This window comes from Lysobacter brunescens, assembly GCF_042677005.1.
In the GTDB taxonomy this organism is placed as follows: Bacteria; Pseudomonadota; Gammaproteobacteria; order Xanthomonadales; family Xanthomonadaceae; genus Lysobacter_I; species Lysobacter_I brunescens.
Genome location: NZ_JBHTIF010000003.1, coordinates 140,088 through 160,298, shown reverse-complemented (window position 1 = coordinate 160,298; position 20,211 = coordinate 140,088). Strand labels below are relative to the sequence as shown.

Annotated in this window: 17 protein-coding genes and 1 tRNA gene; 6 read left to right on the top strand and 12 right to left on the bottom strand. The window is 68.5% G+C overall.

Going from position 1 to position 20,211, the window contains the following annotated elements:
* Positions 1-5: 5 nt before the first annotated feature.
* The 4 genes from ACFQ0E_RS14690 to pcnB form a co-directional block, all read right to left on the bottom strand.
* Positions 6-422 carry a hypothetical protein gene (locus tag ACFQ0E_RS14690; protein ID WP_386825052.1) on the bottom strand — a complete coding sequence of 139 codons (417 nt, stop codon included), beginning with the start codon at positions 420-422 and terminating at the stop codon, positions 6-8.
* Positions 419-1,234 carry a 3-methyl-2-oxobutanoate hydroxymethyltransferase gene (gene panB, locus ACFQ0E_RS14685; protein WP_386825050.1) on the bottom strand — a complete coding sequence of 272 codons (816 nt, stop codon included), beginning with the start codon at positions 1,232-1,234 and terminating at the stop codon, positions 419-421. Before panB ends, ACFQ0E_RS14690 begins: the two co-directional genes overlap by 4 nt.
* 99 nt (positions 1,235-1,333) lie before the next feature.
* A complete protein-coding gene (gene folK / locus ACFQ0E_RS14680) occupies positions 1,334-1,858 on the bottom strand; it encodes a 2-amino-4-hydroxy-6-hydroxymethyldihydropteridine diphosphokinase (RefSeq protein WP_386825048.1) in 525 nt (174 codons plus the stop codon).
* A gap of 13 nt (positions 1,859-1,871) precedes the next feature.
* Positions 1,872-3,209 carry a polynucleotide adenylyltransferase PcnB gene (pcnB, locus tag ACFQ0E_RS14675; protein ID WP_386825046.1) on the bottom strand — a complete coding sequence of 446 codons (1,338 nt, stop codon included), beginning with the start codon at positions 3,207-3,209 and terminating at the stop codon, positions 1,872-1,874.
* Positions 3,210-3,384: 175 nt separating this feature from the next.
* Between pcnB and ACFQ0E_RS14670 the strand changes: the two genes are divergently transcribed.
* Both ACFQ0E_RS14670 and fdxA read left to right on the top strand, forming a co-directional pair.
* A tRNA-Glu gene (locus tag ACFQ0E_RS14670) sits at positions 3,385-3,460 on the top strand.
* Between the two features lie 162 nt (positions 3,461-3,622).
* On the top strand, positions 3,623-3,946 hold the full coding sequence (fdxA, locus tag ACFQ0E_RS14665) for a ferredoxin FdxA (RefSeq protein ID WP_137851849.1): 324 nt from the start codon (positions 3,623-3,625) through the stop codon (positions 3,944-3,946).
* A gap of 60 nt (positions 3,947-4,006) precedes the next feature.
* Here fdxA and ACFQ0E_RS14660 read toward each other — a convergent pair whose 3' ends face one another.
* The 5 genes from ACFQ0E_RS14660 to ACFQ0E_RS14640 form a co-directional block, all read right to left on the bottom strand.
* Positions 4,007-5,929 carry a beta-propeller domain-containing protein gene (locus tag ACFQ0E_RS14660; RefSeq protein ID WP_386825044.1) on the bottom strand — a complete coding sequence of 641 codons (1,923 nt, stop codon included), beginning with the start codon at positions 5,927-5,929 and terminating at the stop codon, positions 4,007-4,009.
* A 202-nt stretch (positions 5,930-6,131) separates the two neighbouring features.
* Positions 6,132-8,051 carry a hypothetical protein gene (locus ACFQ0E_RS14655; protein ID WP_386825042.1) on the bottom strand — a complete coding sequence of 640 codons (1,920 nt, stop codon included), beginning with the start codon at positions 8,049-8,051 and terminating at the stop codon, positions 6,132-6,134.
* Between the two features lie 275 nt (positions 8,052-8,326).
* Positions 8,327-9,688, bottom strand: a complete 1,362-nt coding sequence (locus tag ACFQ0E_RS14650) for a DEAD/DEAH box helicase (protein WP_386825040.1) — start codon at positions 9,686-9,688, stop codon at positions 8,327-8,329.
* Between the two features lie 349 nt (positions 9,689-10,037).
* Positions 10,038-11,411 (bottom strand): MBL fold metallo-hydrolase RNA specificity domain-containing protein, encoded by a 1,374-nt coding sequence (locus tag ACFQ0E_RS14645; RefSeq protein ID WP_386825038.1) that lies wholly within the window; start codon positions 11,409-11,411, stop codon positions 10,038-10,040.
* Positions 11,412-11,600: 189 nt separating this feature from the next.
* Positions 11,601-13,136 carry a fumarate hydratase gene (locus tag ACFQ0E_RS14640; protein ID WP_386825402.1) on the bottom strand — a complete coding sequence of 512 codons (1,536 nt, stop codon included), beginning with the start codon at positions 13,134-13,136 and terminating at the stop codon, positions 11,601-11,603.
* 178 nt (positions 13,137-13,314) lie between these two features.
* Here ACFQ0E_RS14640 and ACFQ0E_RS14635 point away from each other — a divergent pair, with 178 nt between their 5' ends.
* The 4 genes from ACFQ0E_RS14635 to ACFQ0E_RS14620 all read left to right on the top strand — a co-directional run bounded on the left by ACFQ0E_RS14635 (position 13,315) and on the right by ACFQ0E_RS14620 (position 16,176).
* Entirely contained in the window at positions 13,315-13,854 is a 540-nt protein-coding gene (locus ACFQ0E_RS14635; protein WP_386825036.1) for a GNAT family N-acetyltransferase, read from the top strand.
* Between the two features lie 79 nt (positions 13,855-13,933).
* Positions 13,934-14,743, top strand: coding sequence for a ferredoxin--NADP reductase (locus ACFQ0E_RS14630; RefSeq protein WP_386825034.1), 810 nt, complete (start codon positions 13,934-13,936; stop codon positions 14,741-14,743).
* Between the two features lie 75 nt (positions 14,744-14,818).
* Complete coding sequence (locus ACFQ0E_RS14625) at positions 14,819-15,361, top strand: TlpA disulfide reductase family protein (protein WP_386825033.1); 543 nt, start codon at positions 14,819-14,821, stop codon at positions 15,359-15,361.
* 62 nt (positions 15,362-15,423) lie between these two features.
* The gene (locus ACFQ0E_RS14620; RefSeq protein WP_386825031.1) at positions 15,424-16,176 is read left to right on the top strand and encodes an alpha/beta hydrolase-fold protein; all 753 of its coding nucleotides are present in this window, start codon (positions 15,424-15,426) and stop codon (positions 16,174-16,176) included.
* A 30-nt stretch (positions 16,177-16,206) separates the two neighbouring features.
* On the opposite strand, the gene aroA is transcribed toward ACFQ0E_RS14620, so the two are convergent.
* The 3 genes from aroA to pheA form a co-directional block, all read right to left on the bottom strand.
* Positions 16,207-17,535: a 3-phosphoshikimate 1-carboxyvinyltransferase gene (gene aroA, locus ACFQ0E_RS14615; RefSeq protein WP_386825029.1), complete on the bottom strand. Its 1,329-nt coding sequence runs from the start codon at positions 17,533-17,535 to the stop codon at positions 16,207-16,209.
* Positions 17,536-17,564: 29 nt separating this feature from the next.
* Positions 17,565-18,716 carry a histidinol-phosphate transaminase gene (gene hisC / locus ACFQ0E_RS14610; RefSeq protein WP_386825027.1) on the bottom strand — a complete coding sequence of 384 codons (1,152 nt, stop codon included), beginning with the start codon at positions 18,714-18,716 and terminating at the stop codon, positions 17,565-17,567.
* Positions 18,717-18,870: 154 nt separating this feature from the next.
* Positions 18,871-20,136 carry a prephenate dehydratase gene (gene pheA / locus ACFQ0E_RS14605; RefSeq protein ID WP_386825025.1) on the bottom strand — a complete coding sequence of 422 codons (1,266 nt, stop codon included), beginning with the start codon at positions 20,134-20,136 and terminating at the stop codon, positions 18,871-18,873.
* Positions 20,137-20,211: the final 75 nt, after the last annotated feature.

Sequence of the window (20,211 nt, the reverse complement as noted above, 5' to 3'; positions counted from 1 at the left end):
CCGGTTCAACCGGCGAGGATGCGGATCCAGTCCGCGCGGACCCAACCCCAGCCACACGGGCCACGATACGCACGCGGCGCCGGCACAGGGCTGGACACGCCACACTCGGCAGCGTCCTGCCCCTTCCGCGGATAGACGATCGACAGCCAGGCGCCATCCGCGGAACCGCCGCAGACGAACAGGCCATCGCCCTCGCGCAGGCGGTCGCGCATCGCATGCGTCACGCCCGGCCCCGCGCGTACGGCGAGGAAGCCGTCGCCTTTCGGGTTCAGGCCATGCACCTCGGCCCAACTGCCGCAGGCATCGAGGTCCTCCTGCTCGCCGACGATCACGGGCCTGTCCGGCGGCGACGGCGGCGCGGAGGCCGCCGCGAGCGGCAGGCCCATCGCCAGGGCGAAAGCGGCCGCGCGCAGGCCGATCATTGGTAGGCGTGCTCCGCGCCGGGGAAATTGCCGTCGCGGACCGCGTCGCAGTAGGCGCGCACGGCGCCGGCGACCGAACCGCCTTCGGCCAGGAAGTCCTTCACGAACTTCGGACGCCGGTGGCCGCTGTCGAGGCCGAGAAAATCGTGCAGCACCAGTACCTGGCCGTCGCAGTGCGGCCCGGCACCGATGCCGATGGTCGGGATCGGGCTGGCGGCGGTGACCGACTGCGCCAGCGCCGAGGGCACGCATTCGAGGACGAGCAGCGAAGCACCGGCCTCGGCCACGGCGAGCGCGTCCTCGCGCAACTTCTCGGCGGCACGTTCCTCGCGTCCCTGCACCTTGAAGCCACCGAAACGCAGCACCGACTGTGGCGTCATGCCGAGATGACCGGACACGGGAATTTCGCGCTCGACGAGGTAACGAATCACGTCGAGCTTGTGCGGACCTGCGCCTTCGAGCTTGACCATCTGCGCACCGGCCTGGAGCAGGCGTGTGGCGGCGTCGAGCGCCCGTTCCGGCGTGGCATCGGCCTGGAACGGCAGGTCGGCGATCAGCAGGGCGCGCTGCAGGCCGGTGGCCACGGCAGCGGTGTGGTAGGCGATATCGTCGACCGTGACCGGGAGAGTCGAGGCGTGGCCCTTGACCACCATGCCGAGCGAATCGCCGACCAGGATCAGGTCGGCGCCGTTCTGGTCGAGCACCCGCGCGAACACCGCGTCGTAGGCGGTGAGCATCGCGAGCTTGCGTCCCGCGCGCTTGGCATCGGCCAGGGCGGGCACCGTCCAGGGCTTGTCTTCTCGAGAGGCCATGCGAATCCGAAAGTTGGCCGGTATGGAAGAGGCCGGAAGCAAATAGCCTAGCAGGTCGGGGATTCGAGTAGCGGGCGTATACGGGACGCCGACGCGCCCTCAGCGTTCCGCCAGCGCCTGGATGCCGCTGCGGTCCAGGCGCGCCAGTGCTGCACGCGCGCTGCCCTGCCCGGGGATGTCGATGTCGTCGACCAGTTCGAGCAGCGGCACCAGGGCGAAGGCGCGCTCGTGCAGGTGCGGATGCGGCAGCTTCAGGCTGGGGGTGTCGAGCGTGATCGCCCCGTAGAGCAGGATGTCCAGGTCGAGCGTGCGCGGCCCCCAGCGGACGTTGCCGCTGCCGTCGGCACCGCGCTGGCGTCCGAACTGGCGCTCGATGCCGAGCAGCTCATCGAGCAGGATCTTCGGTGCCAGGGCGGTCTCGATCGCGACCACGGCATTGACGAAATCGGCCTGGTCGCGCTCGCCCCAGGCCGGGGTGCGATGGAAGCGGGACGCGCCAAGGAACCGGCTGCGCGGCACGGTCATCAACCGGGGCACGGCCGAGCGCAACGTGGCGAGCGGGTCGCCGAGGTTGCCGCCAAGGCCGATGAAGGCCACTACCGGTGCGTTCTGGAGTCTGGACATCCTGCGACCTTACTCAGTGCCCTGTCGCCGCCGGCCTGCGACGACGCCGACGGCGCGGCTTGCGCGCATCGCCACCCTCCTCCGTCTCGGCATCGACCTCGGCACGCACCGCGGTCACGGCCAGGGCGTGGTCGGGGTCGAGCTGGGCTTCGGACCAGAAGGCGATGTCGGCAGCGTGGCCATCTGAGGCTGACTGGCGCAGCAGGAGGAAATCGTAGGCGGCGCGGAAGCGCGGGTGGGCCAGCAGGCGGACCACTTTCTTGCGCTGGCGCAGCGAGAAGCGCGATTGCAGCAGCCAGATTTCCTGCATCGGCAGGGAGAACCGGCGCGGCAGCGCGACGGTGTCGACCTGGTGCAGGGTGACGCGGTCGGCGGCGCGGCGCTCGGCATCGGCCGCCTCCACGCCCTGGGCCTGCAGCATCGCCAGGGTGCGGCAGTAGGCAGGCCACAGCAGCAGCGCGAACAGGAACGCCGGCGACACCGGCTCGTCGGCCGCGATCCGCGCATCTGTCGCGCGCAGGCCTTCGATCAGCATCCGGCGCAGCGCGCCGCTGCGGTTCGACGCCAGGGCGCGCGCGGTCTCCGGAAACAGACCGGCCAGCAGGCCGTGGGCCTCCAGACCGAGGAAGCTGGCCTCGGCATGGCCAGACAGGAACAGCTTCAGGCATTCCTCGAACAGGCGCGCGGCGGCGGCTTCCTGCAGCAGCGGCGCCAGGCGGGAAATGGGCTCCGCGCTGGCCGGATCGATGGTGAAACGCAGCTTGGCCGCAAGCCGGACCGCCCGCAGCATGCGTACCGGGTCCTCGCGATAGCGGGTCTCGGGGTCGCCGATCAGCTTGAGCGTGCGGTTGTTCACGTCCTCGAAGCCGCCGGTGTAGTCGCGCACCGAAAAATCGGCGATCGCGTAATACAGGGCGTTGGCGGTGAAATCGCGGCGGACGGCATCGTCCTCGATGGTGCCGTAGACGTTGTCGCGCAGCACGCGGCCGTCCTCGTCGGTCTCCCGGTCGCCGCTGCCGTCGTCGGTGTTGGCGCGGAACGTGGCGACCTCGATGATCTCGCGTCCGTAGACCACATGGGCCAACCGGAAGCGGCGGCCGATCAGCCGGCAATTCCGGAACAGGTGCTTGACCTGCTCTGGCGTGGCATCGGTGGCGACATCGAAGTCCTTGGGGTGTTCGCCCAGCAGCAGGTCGCGGACCGCGCCCCCCACCAGATAGACGCCGTACCCCGCCTCGTGCAGCCGGTACAGCACGCGCAGCGCACTGGGACTGATGTCTTTGCGCGAGATCGCATGCTGATCTCGGGGAATGGTCAGCGGCTCGGCTGGCAGGAAAATCGGTGAGGTCATCGAAACGGCAATGATGGGGATCGGGGGTGTTTGTGGGAAACGAGGGACCGGCTATACTAGCAGCCTGCCGGCATCCAACGCCCGCCATCGTCCTCGCGGCGACCGGGTCCAGCGATGCAGGTCGACGAATCCAGTGCTGCGCCCTCCTTGTATCCGGTGGTCGTGCCCAAGCTCTGCTCCCTTCGTCTAGAGGCCTAGGACGTGGCCCTCTCAAGGCTAAAACACGGGTTCGAATCCCGTAGGGAGCGCCAAACAAAAGCCCATGCGCAAGCATGGGCTTTTCGTTTTGCGCGACCGGAGGGTTCGAACCCCGGGTTCGACAGGTTCGCCCATCCAGCAGCCACCCCGGCCACCTTCGCCTCTCGGCCGGCAGCCTTTACACTACGCGGACATCGTTGCCAGGGTCGGACCCCATGCCTTTCGTCGTCACCGAAAACTGCATCAAGTGCAAGTACACCGACTGTGTCGAAGTCTGCCCGGTCGACTGCTTCCATGAGGGGCCGAACTTCCTGGTGATCGACCCGGACGAATGCATCGACTGCACGCTGTGCGAACCGGAATGCCCGATCAACGCGATCTACCCCGAGGACGACGTGCCGGCCGGCCAGGAGGCCTTCGTCGCGCTCAACCGCGAACTGTCCGCTGCGTGGCCGGTCATCACCGTACGCAAGGAGCCGCTGGCGGACGCGAAGGAATGGGAAGGCAAGCCCGGCAAGCTGCCCCTGCTCGAGCGTTGATGCCCGAAGGCTGACCTATCCTCGGGCGGTGGGGCCGATGCCCGCACCGCCCTGCCCGCCTCAGCGGGCGATGACCTGCCCCGGCGAGAAATCCACGCGACGCCGTTCGCGGATGCGGTCGCGTTCGAAGCCACCCTCCACCAGTTCGTAGCCGAGCAGCGCGAACACGCGTTCACCGATGAAGATCGGCCGCGCATTGCCGTACCAGTCGACGCAGCTGGCCTTGCAGTCGTCGGCCAGCGCGCCGACGGACTTCGCCTTCAGTTGCCCCGCTTCGCTCAGTGCCAGGGCGCGGTTGTGGAGATAGAGGACCGACGCGCCGGCCCCATCCCTGCCTCCGCCGAGCACCGGCAGTCCGACCACGCCGACCTGCTGACCCGTTGGCCGATAGAAGAAGCCATGCGTGCGCTGCTCGCCCTGGCTGGCCTGGGGCAGCACGTAACGTCCCGCCGTCTCGGCCGTGCGTCCGAGGCGCAGGCTGGTGAACACGAGGTCCTGCTGCGACTGGCCGATGACGATGCCGTCCGTGCCCAGGGCTTCGAAACGCTCTGCGGCGTGGCCCACCTCCAGCGCGACGAACGGGTCGCGACTGGCGTAGCGGACTGCATGGATATGGTCGCTGACTGCATCGCCCCGCCAGCTGCGTCCAGCGCCGACGAGCAGCCAGTCGCCGACGAAGCGGTTCTGCACGGCTGCGCTGTCGGGCGAGAAGCCCGTCACCGGCCGGTAGTGCGTTCGCCGCGCCACCAGACTGCCGTCGCCGAACATCGACAGCGGCACGCGCAGCAGCGCGAGTTCGCCGGCGCCACCTTCGGGCGCCCACATCCACTGGCCGTTGGAACGGCTGCCCAACAGCACGTTGAGATGGCCGTCGCGCTGCAGGAACGAGAGCTGATCGATCGGCGCGCCTTCCGCACGCATCGCCGTCGGTGCGCGGCCGTCCAGCGGGATGCGGAAGACTTCGGACAACGCCGGCTTGCGTCGGTCGCGCGACCACGGCGTGGTCCACACGAACGCCGCATCCTCGGACACATGGAAGACCTGTCCCGGCGCGCCGAACACCGCCGTGGCCCGGCACTGCATGTCCGCCTTGGCCAGGTCGCAGATGGTCACGGTGTGCAGGGCGATGCCGGAACGCGCATCCAGCCTGCCGTAGCCGCGATAGATGCGCTTCGCCTCCAGGATGCGCGCGAAGCCCTTGGCATCGGCACCGCGCTGCCAACGCCGCAGCGCCGGCAGGCTGTCGGTGTAGTCGCCGTAGAGATTGAGGTACAGCGGCGCGTAGAAGATCAGCTTGTCGCCGATGAGGCGGCTGGCGTAGTTGCGCGACGAGTAGTAGTCGTTGCTGCGCAGATGGTAGGTGGCGCGATATTTCAGGCCGCCGCTGGCGTCGAGGTCGAACAGGCCGATTTCGGTGCCGCCGCGCTGGTAGCTGTAACCGATGACGGCGATGGTGTCGCCGCTGACCAGCATCTCGTCGTACCACGCGCCGGACGGGTCGATGTCGGGGCCGAAGGCATCGATGCTCGCGATCGGTTTGAGCGCGTCGCCGCCGATGCGGATGGTGAACAGGCGTCCCCGTCGAAGCACGACGAGGTGGTCACCGCGCCGCTTGACGATGCCGCCCTCGTCGACGCCCGCGACCTGGGTATTGGTGATCGATTCTTCCTTGGCCGAAGCGCCGGCCGAGGGCGCGGCTTCGGCCGCAGGCGCGGCCGCCATGGGCGCGGGCGGCGGTGGGGGCGCGGCAGGTGGCGGCGGGGGCTCACGGCGCATGCGTTCGCGCTCCTCGCGGCGCAGGCGCTCGAGCTCGGCCTTCAGGGCCGCTTCGCTGGCGAAGGCGCGCAGGGTCGCCCCCTGCTTGGCTGCGGGTTTGGAAGCGCCCTCCGTTGCGGATCCTGCACCGGTCCCCGACCAGGCGATCGCCCCGGCCACCGGCAGCACCAACAGCAGTCCCCATCCCATCATGCGTCGACTCTTCATGCGTGCTCCATCCGGTCAGGCGGCGCGTGGGCCGCAGTCGCGAACGATAACGGATCGCCGGCGCCGCCGGGGTTGCCTGGACGGAATTGCGCAGGGCGGATGCCCACCCGGACACGCGAAGGACCGGCGATGCCGGCCCTTCGTCGCGTCGCTGGAATCCCGACGTCGGCCGGCACATGACCGGCGGACGTCGCACGATGGATCAGTGCACCATGTCGAGCGGCTGGAAGTGGATCGCCTGCAGCAGGCCGGTGGTCTGGCATGTGGTGTTCATCAGGTTCGCCAGGTCCTGCTGGCGGCGCAACAGGTCGCCGAAGTTGCGCTGCGGCACGCCATTGATCGGATCGTTCTTCGGGAACGTGGTCGGCAGGGCGAGGTTGCCCGTGCCGATCAGAAACTTCGACAGGCGGCTCTGCGCGCCAGGCAGGCGCACGTCGATGTGCACGAAGTTCGTCTCCGGGCCATTCGCCGGCGGGAAGGCCACGGCCGGATTGCCGTTCGCGCGGGTCTCGCCACCATGGCAGGCGTTGCAGGTATCCAGCGAGACCCGATGTCGGTTGGCGTTGGTCGCGCCGGGAGCGTTCCAGACCGCACCGTCGGCGATCGAGAAGTTGAAGTTCGACCCGGTCAGGAACGGCGAGCCCAGATGCGAGGCCGGCACGCTGGTCAGTCCCGAATTCATGTAGTTCGCCAGCTGCGCCGTGTTGTTGCGCGTGTGATGCGGTGCGTTCTTGGTCGACACGATGTTGAGCATCGTCGCGACCGGCGTGCGCCCGGGGAGGATGAACTCGCGCAATTCCCACAGTGGATTGAGCGCGTTCTCGTTGGTGCGGAGCTGGTTGAGCGCGCTGCGGTTCGGCTTGTTCGGCGCCGCGTTCGCGGTCGTGAACTGGTCGGTGATCGCCTGCAGCGCAGGATTGAACGCGGCGCTGCCGAGGGCGATGCTGCCGAGATTGACCCACTGCTGGGCGTAGTTCTTGACGTTGGTGCATCCGCTGATCGGCACGCCGTATTCGAAGATCACCAGGAAGGGCGTGGTCGAACACCCACCATTCGCGTTGCGGTTGACCACGCCGAACACGAAGCGGCCCTCGCCCGCCGAGCCGCCGCCATAGACCGTGTTGCCGCGCAGATCGACGCGGTTCACGATCGCCAGCAGGCGGAACGGCGAACGGTTGAGATCGAGCTTGCCGGCGATGCGCGGCCAGCTGTTCAGCACCAGCGGACCAATGTTCGGACGCGCCGGGACCGGGAACGTGTTGATGGTGTGGTTGACGTTCCAGCTCTGCAGCCAGTTCTCGGTGAACACCGCCGGATCGATGCCGGTGAACGGCTGGTTCGCCATGTTCGTCATCAGCGTCTTGAAGGTCCAGGCGCCATTGGGGTTGCCGGTGTTGTTGCAGATGTCGAAGGTGCGCGTCGGATCGTTCACGACCGAAACATCGGTGATCATCAGCTCGCGGCGCGGATCCACCGCCGAGGCGGGCATCGCGAAGGCCTGACGCGGGATGCGGAACGCCGTGGATGTCTGCCGTGCCCGCTGGATGATCTGCGGATCGATGAACTGGAATTTCTCTTCGCCGAGGAACTCGCGCACGGCGAACGTGGCCTCGCCCGTCGTACGGGTTTCGGCGATGAGGCTCTGGCGGTCCTTCTGCTCGCCGATGAAGCGATCGAAGTCGAAGCGGATCATGCCGTTGAACACGGTCTTGTCCGATGGATCGCGCTTGAAGGTGAATGTGTCCTTGTCGACCACCAGCGGCAGCGCGTCCGGAAGCGAGCCGTCGTCGAGGAAGCGCACCGAGAGCAGCGCGTTGCCGGCCGGGTCGCCGAGGTTCTCGAGCGGCGTGAGCAGCATGTCTTCCACGGGCGGGAGACGCAGCACGGGCGGTTCTTCCGCCGTTGCGGCGAATGCGCCGGCGCGTGCGATGGACGGCGTTGCGGTGAACGCAGGCGATGCGGTGTCCAGCGCGCCGATGTCGGCTTCGAGTCCCTTGTCGGTGACCTTGGCGCTCTGGGTGCCGGGCAAGTCGCACGCGGCGAGGCCGAAGGTCAGCATGAATGCGGTCAGTGGCGTCCACCAGCGCCGGCTGGCCGACGCAGTGATCGTGCAGGTACGCATGAGAGTCACTCCTTGTGATGGTTGGGGGCATCACCCGCGCGGGACGCACGTCGCCAACCGGGCGTCCGTGCCGTTCCGCGTCGAATTCCCTGCGACGCGATCCCACGCCTCCTGCGCGGATGCCTTGCAGCCTGGACACCGGCCGCAGGGACGGTCGATGTCATGACCGAACATACGCGAAGGGCCGGCATGGCCGGCCCTTCGGGCGATCGATTGTTTGGATCGATGCGATTCAGTGCATCGATCACAACCGGTGCGTCACCGCATCCGGTGGATCAGGCGCGACGGTCGCGACGCTCGCCGCTGCGGCCCTGACCCTGACCCTGGCCACGCTGGCCGCCCTGCTTCTGCCCGGTGTGGGCATGGGCGTGGGCACCGCGATCGGCCGGACGGCCGTGGGCGCGGTTGCCCGGCTTGCGCGGCGGACGCTGCCCCCCGGCAGGACGCTGGCCGCCCGGACGACCGGCACCCGGCGCGTTGCCGTCGAGACGGATCGGACGGCTCGGCTCGAAGCCTTCGACGGCCTCCAGCGCGATGTCAGACTTCAGCAGGCGCTGGATCTGGCGCAGCAGCGGCGCCTCGTCCGGCGACACCAGCGACAGCGCCTCGCCCTGCGCGCCGTTGCGGCCAGTGCGGCCGATGCGGTGCACGTAGTCCTCGGCGACCATCGGCAGGTCGTGGTTGATGACCAGCGGCAGGTTCGGGATGTCGAGGCCGCGTGCGGCGACGTCGGTGGCGACGAGGATGCGTGCCTTGCCCGACTTGAACGCGTTCAGCGCCTTCTGGCGGGCGGCCTGGCTCTTGTTGCCGTGGATCGCCAGCGCCGGCAGGCCGGCGGCTTCGAGCTGTTCGGCCAGGCGATTGCAGCCATGCTTGGTCTTGCCGAAGATCAGCACCTGTTCGGTGTGGCGCGTGGTGAGGATGTCGATCAGCAGATCGCGCTTGCGGGAACCGTCGACCGGGTGCGCGCGATGCTGGATGGTTGCCGCGATGGTGTTCTGCGTCGCCACCTGCACCTGGCGCGGATCACGCATGAATTCCAGGGCGAGCTGCTTGATCTGCGCCTCGAACGTCGCCGAGAACAGCAGCGTCTGGCGGTCGGCCGGCACGCGCGCGAGGATGCGCTTGATCGCCGGCAGGAAGCCCATGTCGAGCATGCGGTCGGCTTCGTCGAGGATCAGCACTTCGACGCCGTCGAGCTTGGCGCTGCCCTGCTGCATGTGGTCGATCAGACGACCCGGCGTGGCGACGAGGATGTCGACGCCGCGACGCAGGTTGTCGACCTGCGGGCCCATGCCGGCACCACCGAAGATGGTGGTGACGTTGAGGCGGATGTACTTGCTGTAGCTGCGCAGGCTGTCGGCGACCTGCACCGCGAGTTCGCGGGTCGGAACGAGGATCAGCGCGCGCGGCTTGCGCGGGCCGGCAGCCGGCTTGTTGCCTTCCGACAGGCGCTGCAGCAGCGGCAGGCCGAAGGCGGCGGTCTTGCCGGTGCCGGTCTGGGCACCGCCGAGGACGTCGTGGCCGGCGAGGACCAGCGGGATGGCTTCGGCCTGGATCGGCGTGGGGGTGGTGTAGGCGTTGTCGGCGAGCGCACGCAGCAACGCGGGCGAAAGCCCGAGGGATTCGAACGACATGGATTGAAACTCCGGTGGTGTCGCGCCGGCAACGGGAGGCTGCATCGGGCGCGAAGCGTTACTCGGAGCTTTCCAACCGCGCTGCGAGCAAGATCTTGGACGGTCCACCCGTTGGCGGACCGTGTTCGGCGCGACGAAAGACGTGCGGAGAAGCCGAGCCAGATCGCAGAGGCGGACCGGGCGGCGGCGGCTGTCGAGGGAAAACGGACCAGCCGTGCGCGAAACGAGGCGGATGATACGCGAAAAGCCGTCCCGGCGACAGCAAATCATTGTCCGGCCGGGGATTTCCGACCGACGGGACCGGCGGCGCGCCCCCTCCAACACCGCGCGAGGCGATCAGGCCTCGCGATCAGACCTCGTGTTCAAGACCCGGCCGCGCCAGCATCGCCTGGACGCCGTAGGTCTCACCGATCTCCCCCGCCAGGGCCTCGCGGGCCTTGTCCTCGCCATGCACCAGGACCAGCGGCGGACGCTTCTCGAAGCCCCCGTACCAGTCCATCAGCCCGCGCTGGTCGGTGTGCGCGGACAGGCCGCCAACGGTGTGGCGCTTGGCAGCGACCCGCACGTCGTGGCCATGGATGCGGACCCACTGGGCGCCGTCGACGATGCGCCGACCGGTGGTGCCTTCTGCCTGGTAACCGACGAACACGACATGGGTCTGCTTGCGATGCAGGCGGTGCTTGAAGTGGTGGAGGATGCGACCAGCATTGGCCATGCCCGATCCGGCGATCACGATCAGCCCGCGCTCGATGCGGTTGATCGCCATCGATTCATCCACGCTCTCGGTGACGTGCAGGTTGGGCAACTTGAAGGGATTGGGCTGGTCGCGCCAGACCGCCTTGGCATCGTCGTCGAACAGTCCATGGTGACGGTCGTAGACATCGACGACCTTGGCGGCCATCGGGCTGTCGAGGAAGATCTGCCAGCGCGACATCTTCCAGTCGTCCCAGTGCTTGGCGAACCAGTACAGCAGCTCCTGGGTACGCCCGACCGCGAACGCCGGAATGAGCACCGCCCCGCCCTGCCGCCAGGCATCGTCGAGGATGCCTTCCAGTTCGCGGATGGTCTCGGCGCGCTCGCGGTGCAGGCGGTCGCCGTAGGTCGATTCCATCAGCACCAGATCGGCCTCGGCGATGTCGACCGGATCGCGCAGGATCGGGGTGCCCTTCGGCCCGAGGTCGCCGGAGAACACCAACTTCCGGCCCTCGGCCCACAGCTCGACGATCGACGAGCCGAGGATGTGGCCGGCATCGTGGAAGCACAGCTCGACACCGGGCAGCACCTCGGTGCGCGCGCCGTACGGCAGCGGCTTCACCAGGCGCATGGCGGCGTGGACATCGTCCTTGGTGTACAGCGGCACCGCGACGGGCTGGCCGCGGCGGCGATCGCGGTTGGCGCGCATGGCCTCGCTCTCGGCGATGCCCGCGGCGTCCAGCAGCATGATCGGCATCAGGTCGGCGGTGGCCTTCTGCGCGTAGATCGGGCCTCGGAAGCCACGCTGCACGAGCAACGGCACGCGGCCGATGTGGTCGATGTGCGCATGGCTCAGCACCAGCGCGTCGAGCGCGGTCGGCTCGAACGGAAAGGGATCGGCGTTGCGGGCTTCGGCTTCGGGACTGCCCTGGATCATGCCGCAGTCGAGCAGCAGGCGCTGCCCGGCCGCCTCGACTTCATGCAGGGAGCCGGTCACCTCGCCGGCGGCACCGTGGAATTTCACGCGCATGCAGCATGCCCTCGTCTGTCGATCGACTGAGCATCTCGCAAACAGGGGAAGGCCGCAATCGCGGAGGCGACCGAGGCCATGGAAAGGGGCGGCCTGTTGGTCGGCGCTGCGCACACGCAGCAGCGCCGACCTGCGCGATCGATCACGACGCGGCGCCCATGCGCGATCGGGCGCCGATGTCTGCCGGGATTACGCGACCACCACCGGAATCTTCCCGATCCGCGCCTGCCATTCCTTCGGGCCGGTCTGGTGCACCGAGGTGCCCTGCGAATCCACGGCGACGGTGACCGGCATGTCCTTCACCTCGAACTCGTAGATCGCTTCCATGCCGAGGTCGGCGAAACCCACGACCTTCGCGCCCTTGATCGCCTTCGAGACGAGGTAGGCGGCGCCGCCGACAGCCATCAGGTACACCGACTGGTGTTTCTTGATCGCTTCGATCGCCGTCGGGCCACGCTCGGCCTTGCCGACCATGCCCATCAGGCCGGTCTGCGCCAGCACCTGTTCGGTGAACTTGTCCATGCGCGTGGCGGTGGTCGGGCCGGCGGGACCGACGACCTCGTCGCGCACCGGATCGACCGGGCCGACGTAATAGATGAACTTGCCGCGCAGATCGACCGGCAGCGACTCACCCTTGTTGAGCATGTCGACCATGCGCTTGTGCGCGGCGTCGCGACCGGTCAGGAGCTTGCCATTGAGCAGCAGGACTTCGCCGGGTTTCCAGGACGCGACGTCTTCCTTCGTCACCGTGTCGAGATCGACGCGACGACCCTTGGACGCGTCGTAGGTGAGCTCCGGCCAGTCTTCCAGCGACGGCGGGTCCAGCATCACCGGGCCGCTGCCGTCGAGCGTGAAATGCGCGTGGCGGGTCGCGGCGCAGTTCGGGATCATCGCCACCGGCAGGTTGGCGGCGTGGGTCGGGTAATCCTTGACCTTGATGTCGAGCACCGTGGTCAGGCCGCCCAGGCCCTGCGCGCCGATGCCGAGCGCGTTGACCTTCTCGTACAGCTCGAGGCGAAGTTCCTCGGCGCGATTGCTGGCGCCACGCGCCTGCAGTTCGGTGATGTCGATCGGCTCCATCAGCGATTCCTTGGCCAGCAGCATCGCCTTCTCGGCGGTGCCGCCGATGCCGATGCCGAGCATGCCGGGCGGGCACCAGCCGGCGCCCATCGTCGGCACGGTCTTGAGTACCCAGTCGACGATGGAATCGGACGGGTTGAGCATCGCGAACTTCGACTTCGCCTCGCTGCCGCCGCCCTTCGCGGCGACGATCACGTCCACGGTGTTGCCCGGCACGATCTTCACGTTGACCACGCCGGGCGTGTTGTCCTTCGTGTTGGTGCGCTTGCCGGCGGGGTCGGCCAGCACGCTGGCGCGCAGCTTGTTGTCCGGATGGTTGTAGGCGCGGCGCACGCCCTCGTGGACCATGTCTTCCAGCGCCATCGTCGCATCGTCCCAGCGCACATCCATGCCCACTTCGAGGAACACGGTGACGATGCCGGTGTCCTGGCAGATCGGCCGGTGGCCTTCGGCGCACATCCGCGAGTTGATCAGGATCTGGGCGATGGCGTCCTTCGCCGCCGGGCTTTCCTCGCGCTCGTAGGCGGCGGCGAGGTTCTTGATGTAGTCGACCGGGTGGTAGTAGCTGATGTACTGCAGGCCGTCGGCGATCGACTGGATGAGGTCTTCCTGCTTGATCGAGACCGGGCGGCGGTCGGCGGGCATGGCGGTGGAGGCGGAGGCTGCGGACACGGAAGGAAACCGTCGTGGCGGGTCGGGATGCGGATTTTACCCCTTCGTGCGGTTTGACCGGGGTCAATACGTGGCGGGATGGTGCTTTGCACAATCACCATCAAGCCCACGTCTTCATTCCCGCGCAGATCGCCCCCTCCCGGAGCCCGCCATGCACAGCGCCACCGATCGCCCGTCCTTCCTGCCCTATACCGTCGAGACCCTGGCTGACGGCCGCAAGGTCCTGATCCGGCCGATGAATCCCGGCGACGCCGAGGCGGAGCGCGCCTTCATCCTGGCGCTGTCGCCGCAGGCGCGGCGCTACCGGTTCCAGGAGCAGATCCGCGACCCGGCGCCGGAGATGATCGAGAAGCTGGTGAACGTGGACCACGTCAATGACGAGGCCTTCGTCGCCCTGGCCGATGCCGACGAGCGCGGCGCCATCGTCGGCGTCTCCCGCTACGCGGTCGGCAGCGACCCGCTGGCCTGCGAGATCGCGGTCACCGTGCTCGACGCCTGGCAGGGCCTGGGACTGGGCACGGCCCTGATGCGCCGGCTGATCGAGGCCGCCCGCGAGCGCGGCCTGCGGCGGATGGTGTCGCTGGACTTCGCCGAGAATCAGGAAATGACCCACCTCGCCCATCACCTCGGCTTCCACACCGCGCCGGACCCCGACGACCGCACCCAGGTCCTGCATACGCTGACCCTCTGACCGCCCTTGTCCCGGACGGCGCCACGGAGGCCGTCCGGTACAATGCGCGCCCGCTTCGCCTCGCCACCTGCCCGACCCCATGGCCTCCCCCTACGGCACCGAAACCGTGCTGGACGTGCGTCACTGGACCGACGCCTACTTCAGCTTCACCACCACCCGCGACGACGGCTTCCGTTTCGACAACGGCCAGTTCGTGATGATCGGGCTGGAAGTCCCGCAGCCGGACGGCTCGACCAAGCCGCTGATGCGCGCCTATTCGATCGCCAGCGCGAACTGGGAAGAACAGCTGGAGTTCTTCAGCATCAAGGTCCAGGACGGCCCGCTGACCTCGCGACTGCAGCACATCCGGCCCGGCGACACGATCCTGATCGGCCGCAAGCCCACCGGCACGCTGCTGATCTCGGACGTGCATCCCGGCCGCAACCTCTACCTGCTGTCCACCGGCACCGGCCTGGCGCCGTGGATGGCGGTGGTGAAAGATCCGGCGACCTACGAGCGCTTCGAGAAGGTGGTCATCGTCCACGGCGTGCGCGGCGAGCCGGACCTGGCCTATCGCGACTACATCGAACGCGAACTGCCGCGCCACGAATTCCTCGGCGAGGAGATCCGCGGCAAGCTCCTCTACTACCCAGCGGTGAGCCGCGAGGACTTCTTCTTCCACGGCCGCCTTCAGCGCGGCCGGATCACAGACCTGCTCGACAGCGGGCGGATCGCCGCCGACCTCGGTCTCGACCCGCTGGACGCGGCGCACGACCGCGCGATGATCTGCGGCAGCCCGCAGATGCTCGCCGACTTCCGTCGCATCCTCGACGGCCGGGGCTTCACCGCGTCGCCGCGCATCGGCACCGCCGGCGAATACGTGTTCGAGCGCGCCTTCGTCGAGAAGTGAGGCCGCTCGCTGGCGCAGTTGCGCTCGCATAGACTGGCGCGGCTGCAACCCGCAGCGCCGGATGCCAGACCGATGATGCCTTCCCGCCTCCGTGGCCTGCTGGCCATGCTGCTCCTCGCCGTCGTCGCCACCGTCGCGGCCGCCGGCCCGCATCCGCAACCGAAACCCGGCGAGATCCCGCCGAATGCGCTGGGCAAGGACCGCGAGGGCAATGAGCAGACCGTGAGCCAGCATCGCGGCAAGGTGGTGATCGTGACCTTCTGGGCCTCGTGGTGCGCCCCCTGCCGCCGCGAGCTGCCGGTGCTGGGCCAGTTCCAGCGCGCGGTCGGCAAGGACGCGCTGGAAGTCATCGCGATCAACGTCAAGGAGCCGCGCAAGGACTATCTGGGCGTGATCCGCGCCAACAAGGACCTCGGCCTGACTTGGGTCCACGACAGCAGCGGCGCCACCAGTGTCCGCTATGGCGTGCAGGCGCTGCCGAACATGTTCATCATCGACCGCGAGGGCAAGGTCGCCCACGTGCATCGCGGCTACTCCGAACAGAGCCTGCCGGTGATCATCCGAGAAATCAGTGCACTGCTGCCGCCCGAGGTGCTGCAGCGTCCCGCCGGCGGCTGAGAGCCTGCATCCGCCGGCCACCCGGCCGCGTAGGTGCGTCACCTGACCGAGGAGATCGTTCCATGCGACACAAGCCGTTCGCCCTGATCGCACTGATCGCCCTGATGCTGACCCTGGCCGGCTGCCTGCCGCCGAGCGATCCCTCGAAGACCATCCCCACCCTGCTGGTGCCCGCGCCGCAGCCGGCGAAGCGCCTGGTGATCGTGCTGCCCGGCCGCGCCGACGGCCTGCCCGCGTTGCGCGACAGCGGCATGGCCGCCGCCATCCAGGGCGCCTGGCCCGATGCCGACGTGCTGTTCGCCGAGCTGACCCTCGGCTACTACATGCAGGGCCGCGCACCGGAACGGCTGCACGACGAAGTCGTCGTTCCCGCCCGCCAGCGCGGCTACCGCGAGGTCTGGCTGGCCGGCGCCTCGATGGGCGGCATGGGCGTCCTGCTCTACGACCGCCTGCGTCCCGGCGAGATGGACGGTCTGGTGCTGCTGGCGCCGTACTTGGGCGACCGCAAGCTGCTGCGCGAGATCGGCGACGCCGGCGGCATCGCCAAGTGGGACGCCGGCCCGCCGCAGGAGGTCAACGACGACACCTGGCAGCGCGAGATCTGGCGCCACATCCAGAAGGTGTCCCGCGATCCGGCGCAGTCGAAGCGCTTCTGGCTGGCCTACGGCGACAAGGACCGCCTGCGCAACGCGGTGCCGCTGCTTGCCCCGGCCCTGCCCGCCGAGCAGGTGCTGGTCCGCGACGGCGGCCACACCTGGACGGTCTGGTCCCCGGCGATCGGCGAAGTGCTGAAGCAGGCCGAAGCCAAGCGCTGAGGCGCTGAGGCCCACCCGACCTGCGCGGCTTCAGGCGTCGCGCAGGCCGAACCCGACGTCGCGCGCAAGGCTGTCGAAGCCCGGGAACGAGGTCGCGACGTTGGCGATGTCGCCGACGACGAACATCGCTTCTGCACGCTGCGCGGCGATCGCGAACGACATCGCGATGCGATGGTCGCCGTGGCTGTCGATCCGCGTGCTCCCATCGGCTGCAGGCTGCAGCGGGCCCGGATGGATGTCGGCGCCGTCGGGCGTTTCGTCGACTCGGATGCCGAGCTGGCGCAGGCCGGCGGACATCGTGGCGAGGCGATCGGATTCCTTCACTCGCAGCTCGGCCGCGCCGCGCACGCGGGTCACGCCCTCGGCACAGGCCGCTGCGATGAACAGCGCCGGGAACTCGTCGATCATGTCCGGGACGATGCCCTCGGGCACGTCGATACCGCGCAGCGGTGCGAAGCGCACACGCAGGTCGGCCACGGCTTCGCCGCCGGCCTTGCGCACGTTCAATTCCTCGATGTCCGCACCCATCAGGCGCAGCGCCTGCAGCAGTCCGGTGCGGCGCGGGTTCATGCCGACCGCTTCGAGCAGCAGGTCCGAACCCGGGATCACGCTGGCCGCGACCAGGAAGAACGCCGCCGAGGAAAAGTCCGCCGGCACCGACACATCGGTCGCGCGCAGCGCATGACGACCATCGGCGCCGCCGCGCACGCGCGCGAAGCCGGGTTCGAATTCGATCGGCCAGCCGAACGCGGACAGCATGCGCTCGGTGTAGTCGCGGGTGGGATGCGGCTCGCGGACGATGGTCTCGCCCTCCGCGTACAGGCCGGCGAGCAGCAGCGCGGACTTCACCTGCGCGCTCGCCACAGGCAGCGTGTAGTCGATGCCGGTCAGCGCCTGGCCACCGTGGATGCGCAGCGGCGGCAGGCCGCCCTCTTCGCTGTCGATCCGTGCACCCATCTTCGACAGCGGGTCGATCACGCGGCGCATCGGTCGCTTCGACAGCGAAGCGTCGCCGACCAGGGTGCTGTCGAATGCCTGCCCGGCCAGTACGCCGGCGAGCAGGCGCATGCCGGTGCCGGCGTTGCCGCAATCCAGCGCATCGACGCTGCCGCGCAGGCCCTGCAGACCGACGCCATGCACGATCCGCGACTGCGCGGACGGCGATTCGATCTTCACGCCGAGTCGCTGGAACACCGCCGCCGTCGCCCGCGTGTCCTCGCCTTCGAGGAAGCCGTCGATGCGCGATACGCCATTGGCCAGAGAGGCGAGCATGATCGCGCGATGCGACACCGACTTGTCGCCCGGCACGCGGATGCGTCCCGACAGCGGCGCGCCCGGCGCGACGATCCAATCCTTCATCCCTGCATCCTTTCCTTGTTCGCCACCGCTCATGCCAGCACCTTGTCCAGTTCCGCCAGCAGGCGGCGATTCTCGTCGGCATTGCCGACCGTGATCCGCAGGCAGTGGCCGAGGCCATAGCCGCCCATCGGCCGCAGCACCACGCCGGCGTCGATCAGCGCCGCGTCGATGCGCGCGACCCGCGCCTCGTCGCCCGGCTCGGCGAATTTCACCAGCAGGAAGCTGGTCTGCGACGGGAACACCATCAAGCCGCGCGCGCGCAGCGCTTCGGCAAGCGAGGCGCGCTGTTCGGCATTGCGCGCGACCACCCAGCGCAGGTGTTCGTCGTCGCCCAGCGCAGCCTCCGCCGCTGCCAGGCCGGCGCTGTTGACGTTGAAGCTTTCGCGCACGCGCTCCATCACCGCGATCAGCCCGGGATGGGCGATCGCGTAGCCCACGCGCAGCCCCGCCAGCGCATAGGCCTTGCTGAAGGTGCGGGTCACGACCAGGTTCGGATGCGTCTGGATCAGCGACAGGGCGGATGCCCATTCCGGCGCGTCGACGAATTCGGCATAGGCCTCGTCGACCACCACCAGCACGTCCGCGGGCACCTTGGCCATGAACGCTGCGAACGCATCGGCACCGAACCATGTCCCGGTCGGATTGTTCGGATTGGCGATGTAGACCAGTCGCGTGGTCGGCGTGATCGTCACAGCAATGGCGTCGAGATCGTGGCCGCGCGGCATCGCGTGATCGTCGGCATTGCAGGGCGCGACATGCAGGGTCGCGCCGGCGGCCTGTGCGGCGATGGCGTAGACCGCGAACCCGTACTTCGAGGCGACGACATCCGCGCCCGGTCCCGCGAACACCTGGGCGAACTGCATCAGCAGCTCGTGCGAACCGTTGCCGAGCAGGATCGACGCGGCCTCGACGCCGTGCTTCGCCGCGAGAGCGCGCTTGAGGTCGCCGCCCAACGGGTCGGGATAGCGGAAGCTGTCGTGGATCGTGCCGAGCACGGCTTCCTTCGCCTTCGCGCTCGGGCCGTAGGGGTTCTCGTTCGAACCGAGCTCTACCAGGAAGCGCCCTTCGAATCGGCGCCGGAACGCAACGAGGTCGTGTCCGGGATCGTAGGCGCGCAGGCGCTGGATGCCGGGCTGGGCGAGCGAGGAGAAGAAACTTTCGTCGGGATGCGTCGATGACATGGTGTCGTTCGCGGGCGTCGCTGCAGGAAAGAAGGCGATTGGATCGTCGTCGTTTTCTTTGTCGTCATTCCCCCGAAAGCAGGAACCCGGGCACCATCATGACCATGCATGGGTCCTCGCTTGCGCGAGGATGACGTACGTATTTCGGTTGACGTCAGGGCACCGCCACCGGATACGAGCCCAGCACGCGCACTTCGCCGGCGAATTCGTCGATCTCGGCCAGCGCGTCCTTCAGCGGCGCTTCCTCGGCATGGCCGGCGACGTCGATGAAGAAGGCGTACTGCCAGAGCTTGCCGTGGGCGGGACGCGATTCGATGCGGTTCATGCTGATCATGCGCCGCGCCAGCGGTTCCAGAATGCGGTACAGCGCACCGGGCTGGTCGCGAATGAATACCAGCAGCGAGGTGCGGTCGTTGCCCGAGGGCGGGAACGAGCTGCGGCCGATCACGAGGAAGCGCGTGGTGTTGTCGTCGCGGTCCTCGATCGGCCCGGCGACGACCTTAAGGCCGTAGGCGTGCGCGGCGTTCTCGCCGGCGATCGCGGCGGCATCGTCGGAATTGCGCGCGCGGCGCGCGCCCTCCGCATTGCTGACCATCGCGTGCTTCTCGACCTTCGGCAGGTTCTGGCGCAGCCAGGCCTTGCACTGCGCCAGCGACAGCGCGTGCGAGTAGACGCGCTCGATGTCCTCGATGTGGCCTGTGCGCGACAGCAGGTACTGGTGCACGCGCAGCTCGACCTCGCCGCAGATCATCAGCGGCGAGGTCAGGAACAGGTCGAGCGTGGACTGGATGGTGCCGGTGCCGGAGTTCTCGACCGGCACGACGCCGAAATCGGCATGGCCAGCGGCGACTTCGTCGAACACTTCCTCCACGGTCGCCAGCGGCAGCGCCTTCGCGGAATGACCGAAGTGCTTGTAGACCGCCTGCTGCGAGAAGGTGCCTTCCGGGCCGAGGAAGCCGATCTTCAGCGGTTCCTGCTGGGCGAGGCAGGCGGACATGATCTCGCGGAACAGGCGCACCAGCACTTCGTCGGACAACGGGCCTTCGTTGCGGTCGACCACGCGACGCAGCACCTGCGCCTCGCGCTCGGGGCGGTAGTAGTCGACGGCGGCAGCGAGCTTGCCCTTGGCCTTGCCGACCTGGTGCGCCCACAGCGCGCGCTCGGCGATCAGCGACTGGATCTCGTGGTCGATGCCGTCGATCTGCGCGCGCACCGACAGCAGGTCGGGCTTGCCCTGGGCGTCGACCGGGATGTCGACCTGCTTGCGCTCCTTCACCGCGGCGACCGGCGCGGCCTTGGCGGAAGGCTTCGCAACCGTCTTCGCAGCCGTCTTCGCGGATGATGTCTTCGTGACGCTTCGGGCCGTGCCCGTCGCGGTCTTTGCTGCCTTGGCCGGCGTCCGGCGCTTGTCGGTGGTCATCGCTGTGCTGCGCCGGCGTTGCTGTCGGCGCCCCTCGGTTGTACGAATGGAGAATGGATTCGTCGTGGGTGCGGA

Excerpts from the sequence above, each read along its gene's own strand:
- ACFQ0E_RS14690 (WP_386825052.1), bottom strand. The coding sequence starts at position 422 with ATGATCGGCCTGCGCGCGGCCGCTTTCGCCCTGGCGATGGGCCTGCCG.
- panB (WP_386825050.1), bottom strand. The coding sequence starts at position 1,234 with ATGGCCTCTCGAGAAGACAAGCCCTGGACGGTGCCCGCCCTGGCCGAT.
- folK (WP_386825048.1), bottom strand. The coding sequence starts at position 1,858 with ATGTCCAGACTCCAGAACGCACCGGTAGTGGCCTTCATCGGCCTTGGC.
- pcnB (WP_386825046.1), bottom strand. The coding sequence starts at position 3,209 with ATGACCTCACCGATTTTCCTGCCAGCCGAGCCGCTGACCATTCCCCGA.
- fdxA (WP_137851849.1), top strand. The coding sequence starts at position 3,623 with ATGCCTTTCGTCGTCACCGAAAACTGCATCAAGTGCAAGTACACCGAC.
- ACFQ0E_RS14660 (WP_386825044.1), bottom strand. The coding sequence starts at position 5,929 with ATGAAGAGTCGACGCATGATGGGATGGGGACTGCTGTTGGTGCTGCCG.
- ACFQ0E_RS14655 (WP_386825042.1), bottom strand. The coding sequence starts at position 8,051 with ATGCGTACCTGCACGATCACTGCGTCGGCCAGCCGGCGCTGGTGGACG.
- ACFQ0E_RS14650 (WP_386825040.1), bottom strand. The coding sequence starts at position 9,688 with ATGTCGTTCGAATCCCTCGGGCTTTCGCCCGCGTTGCTGCGTGCGCTC.
- ACFQ0E_RS14645 (WP_386825038.1), bottom strand. The coding sequence starts at position 11,411 with ATGCGCGTGAAATTCCACGGTGCCGCCGGCGAGGTGACCGGCTCCCTG.
- ACFQ0E_RS14640 (WP_386825402.1), bottom strand. The coding sequence starts at position 13,136 with ATGCCCGCCGACCGCCGCCCGGTCTCGATCAAGCAGGAAGACCTCATC.
- ACFQ0E_RS14635 (WP_386825036.1), top strand. The coding sequence starts at position 13,315 with ATGCACAGCGCCACCGATCGCCCGTCCTTCCTGCCCTATACCGTCGAG.
- ACFQ0E_RS14630 (WP_386825034.1), top strand. The coding sequence starts at position 13,934 with ATGGCCTCCCCCTACGGCACCGAAACCGTGCTGGACGTGCGTCACTGG.
- ACFQ0E_RS14625 (WP_386825033.1), top strand. The coding sequence starts at position 14,819 with ATGCCTTCCCGCCTCCGTGGCCTGCTGGCCATGCTGCTCCTCGCCGTC.
- ACFQ0E_RS14620 (WP_386825031.1), top strand. The coding sequence starts at position 15,424 with ATGCGACACAAGCCGTTCGCCCTGATCGCACTGATCGCCCTGATGCTG.
- aroA (WP_386825029.1), bottom strand. The coding sequence starts at position 17,535 with ATGAAGGATTGGATCGTCGCGCCGGGCGCGCCGCTGTCGGGACGCATC.
- hisC (WP_386825027.1), bottom strand. The coding sequence starts at position 18,716 with ATGTCATCGACGCATCCCGACGAAAGTTTCTTCTCCTCGCTCGCCCAG.
- pheA (WP_386825025.1), bottom strand. The coding sequence starts at position 20,136 with ATGACCACCGACAAGCGCCGGACGCCGGCCAAGGCAGCAAAGACCGCG.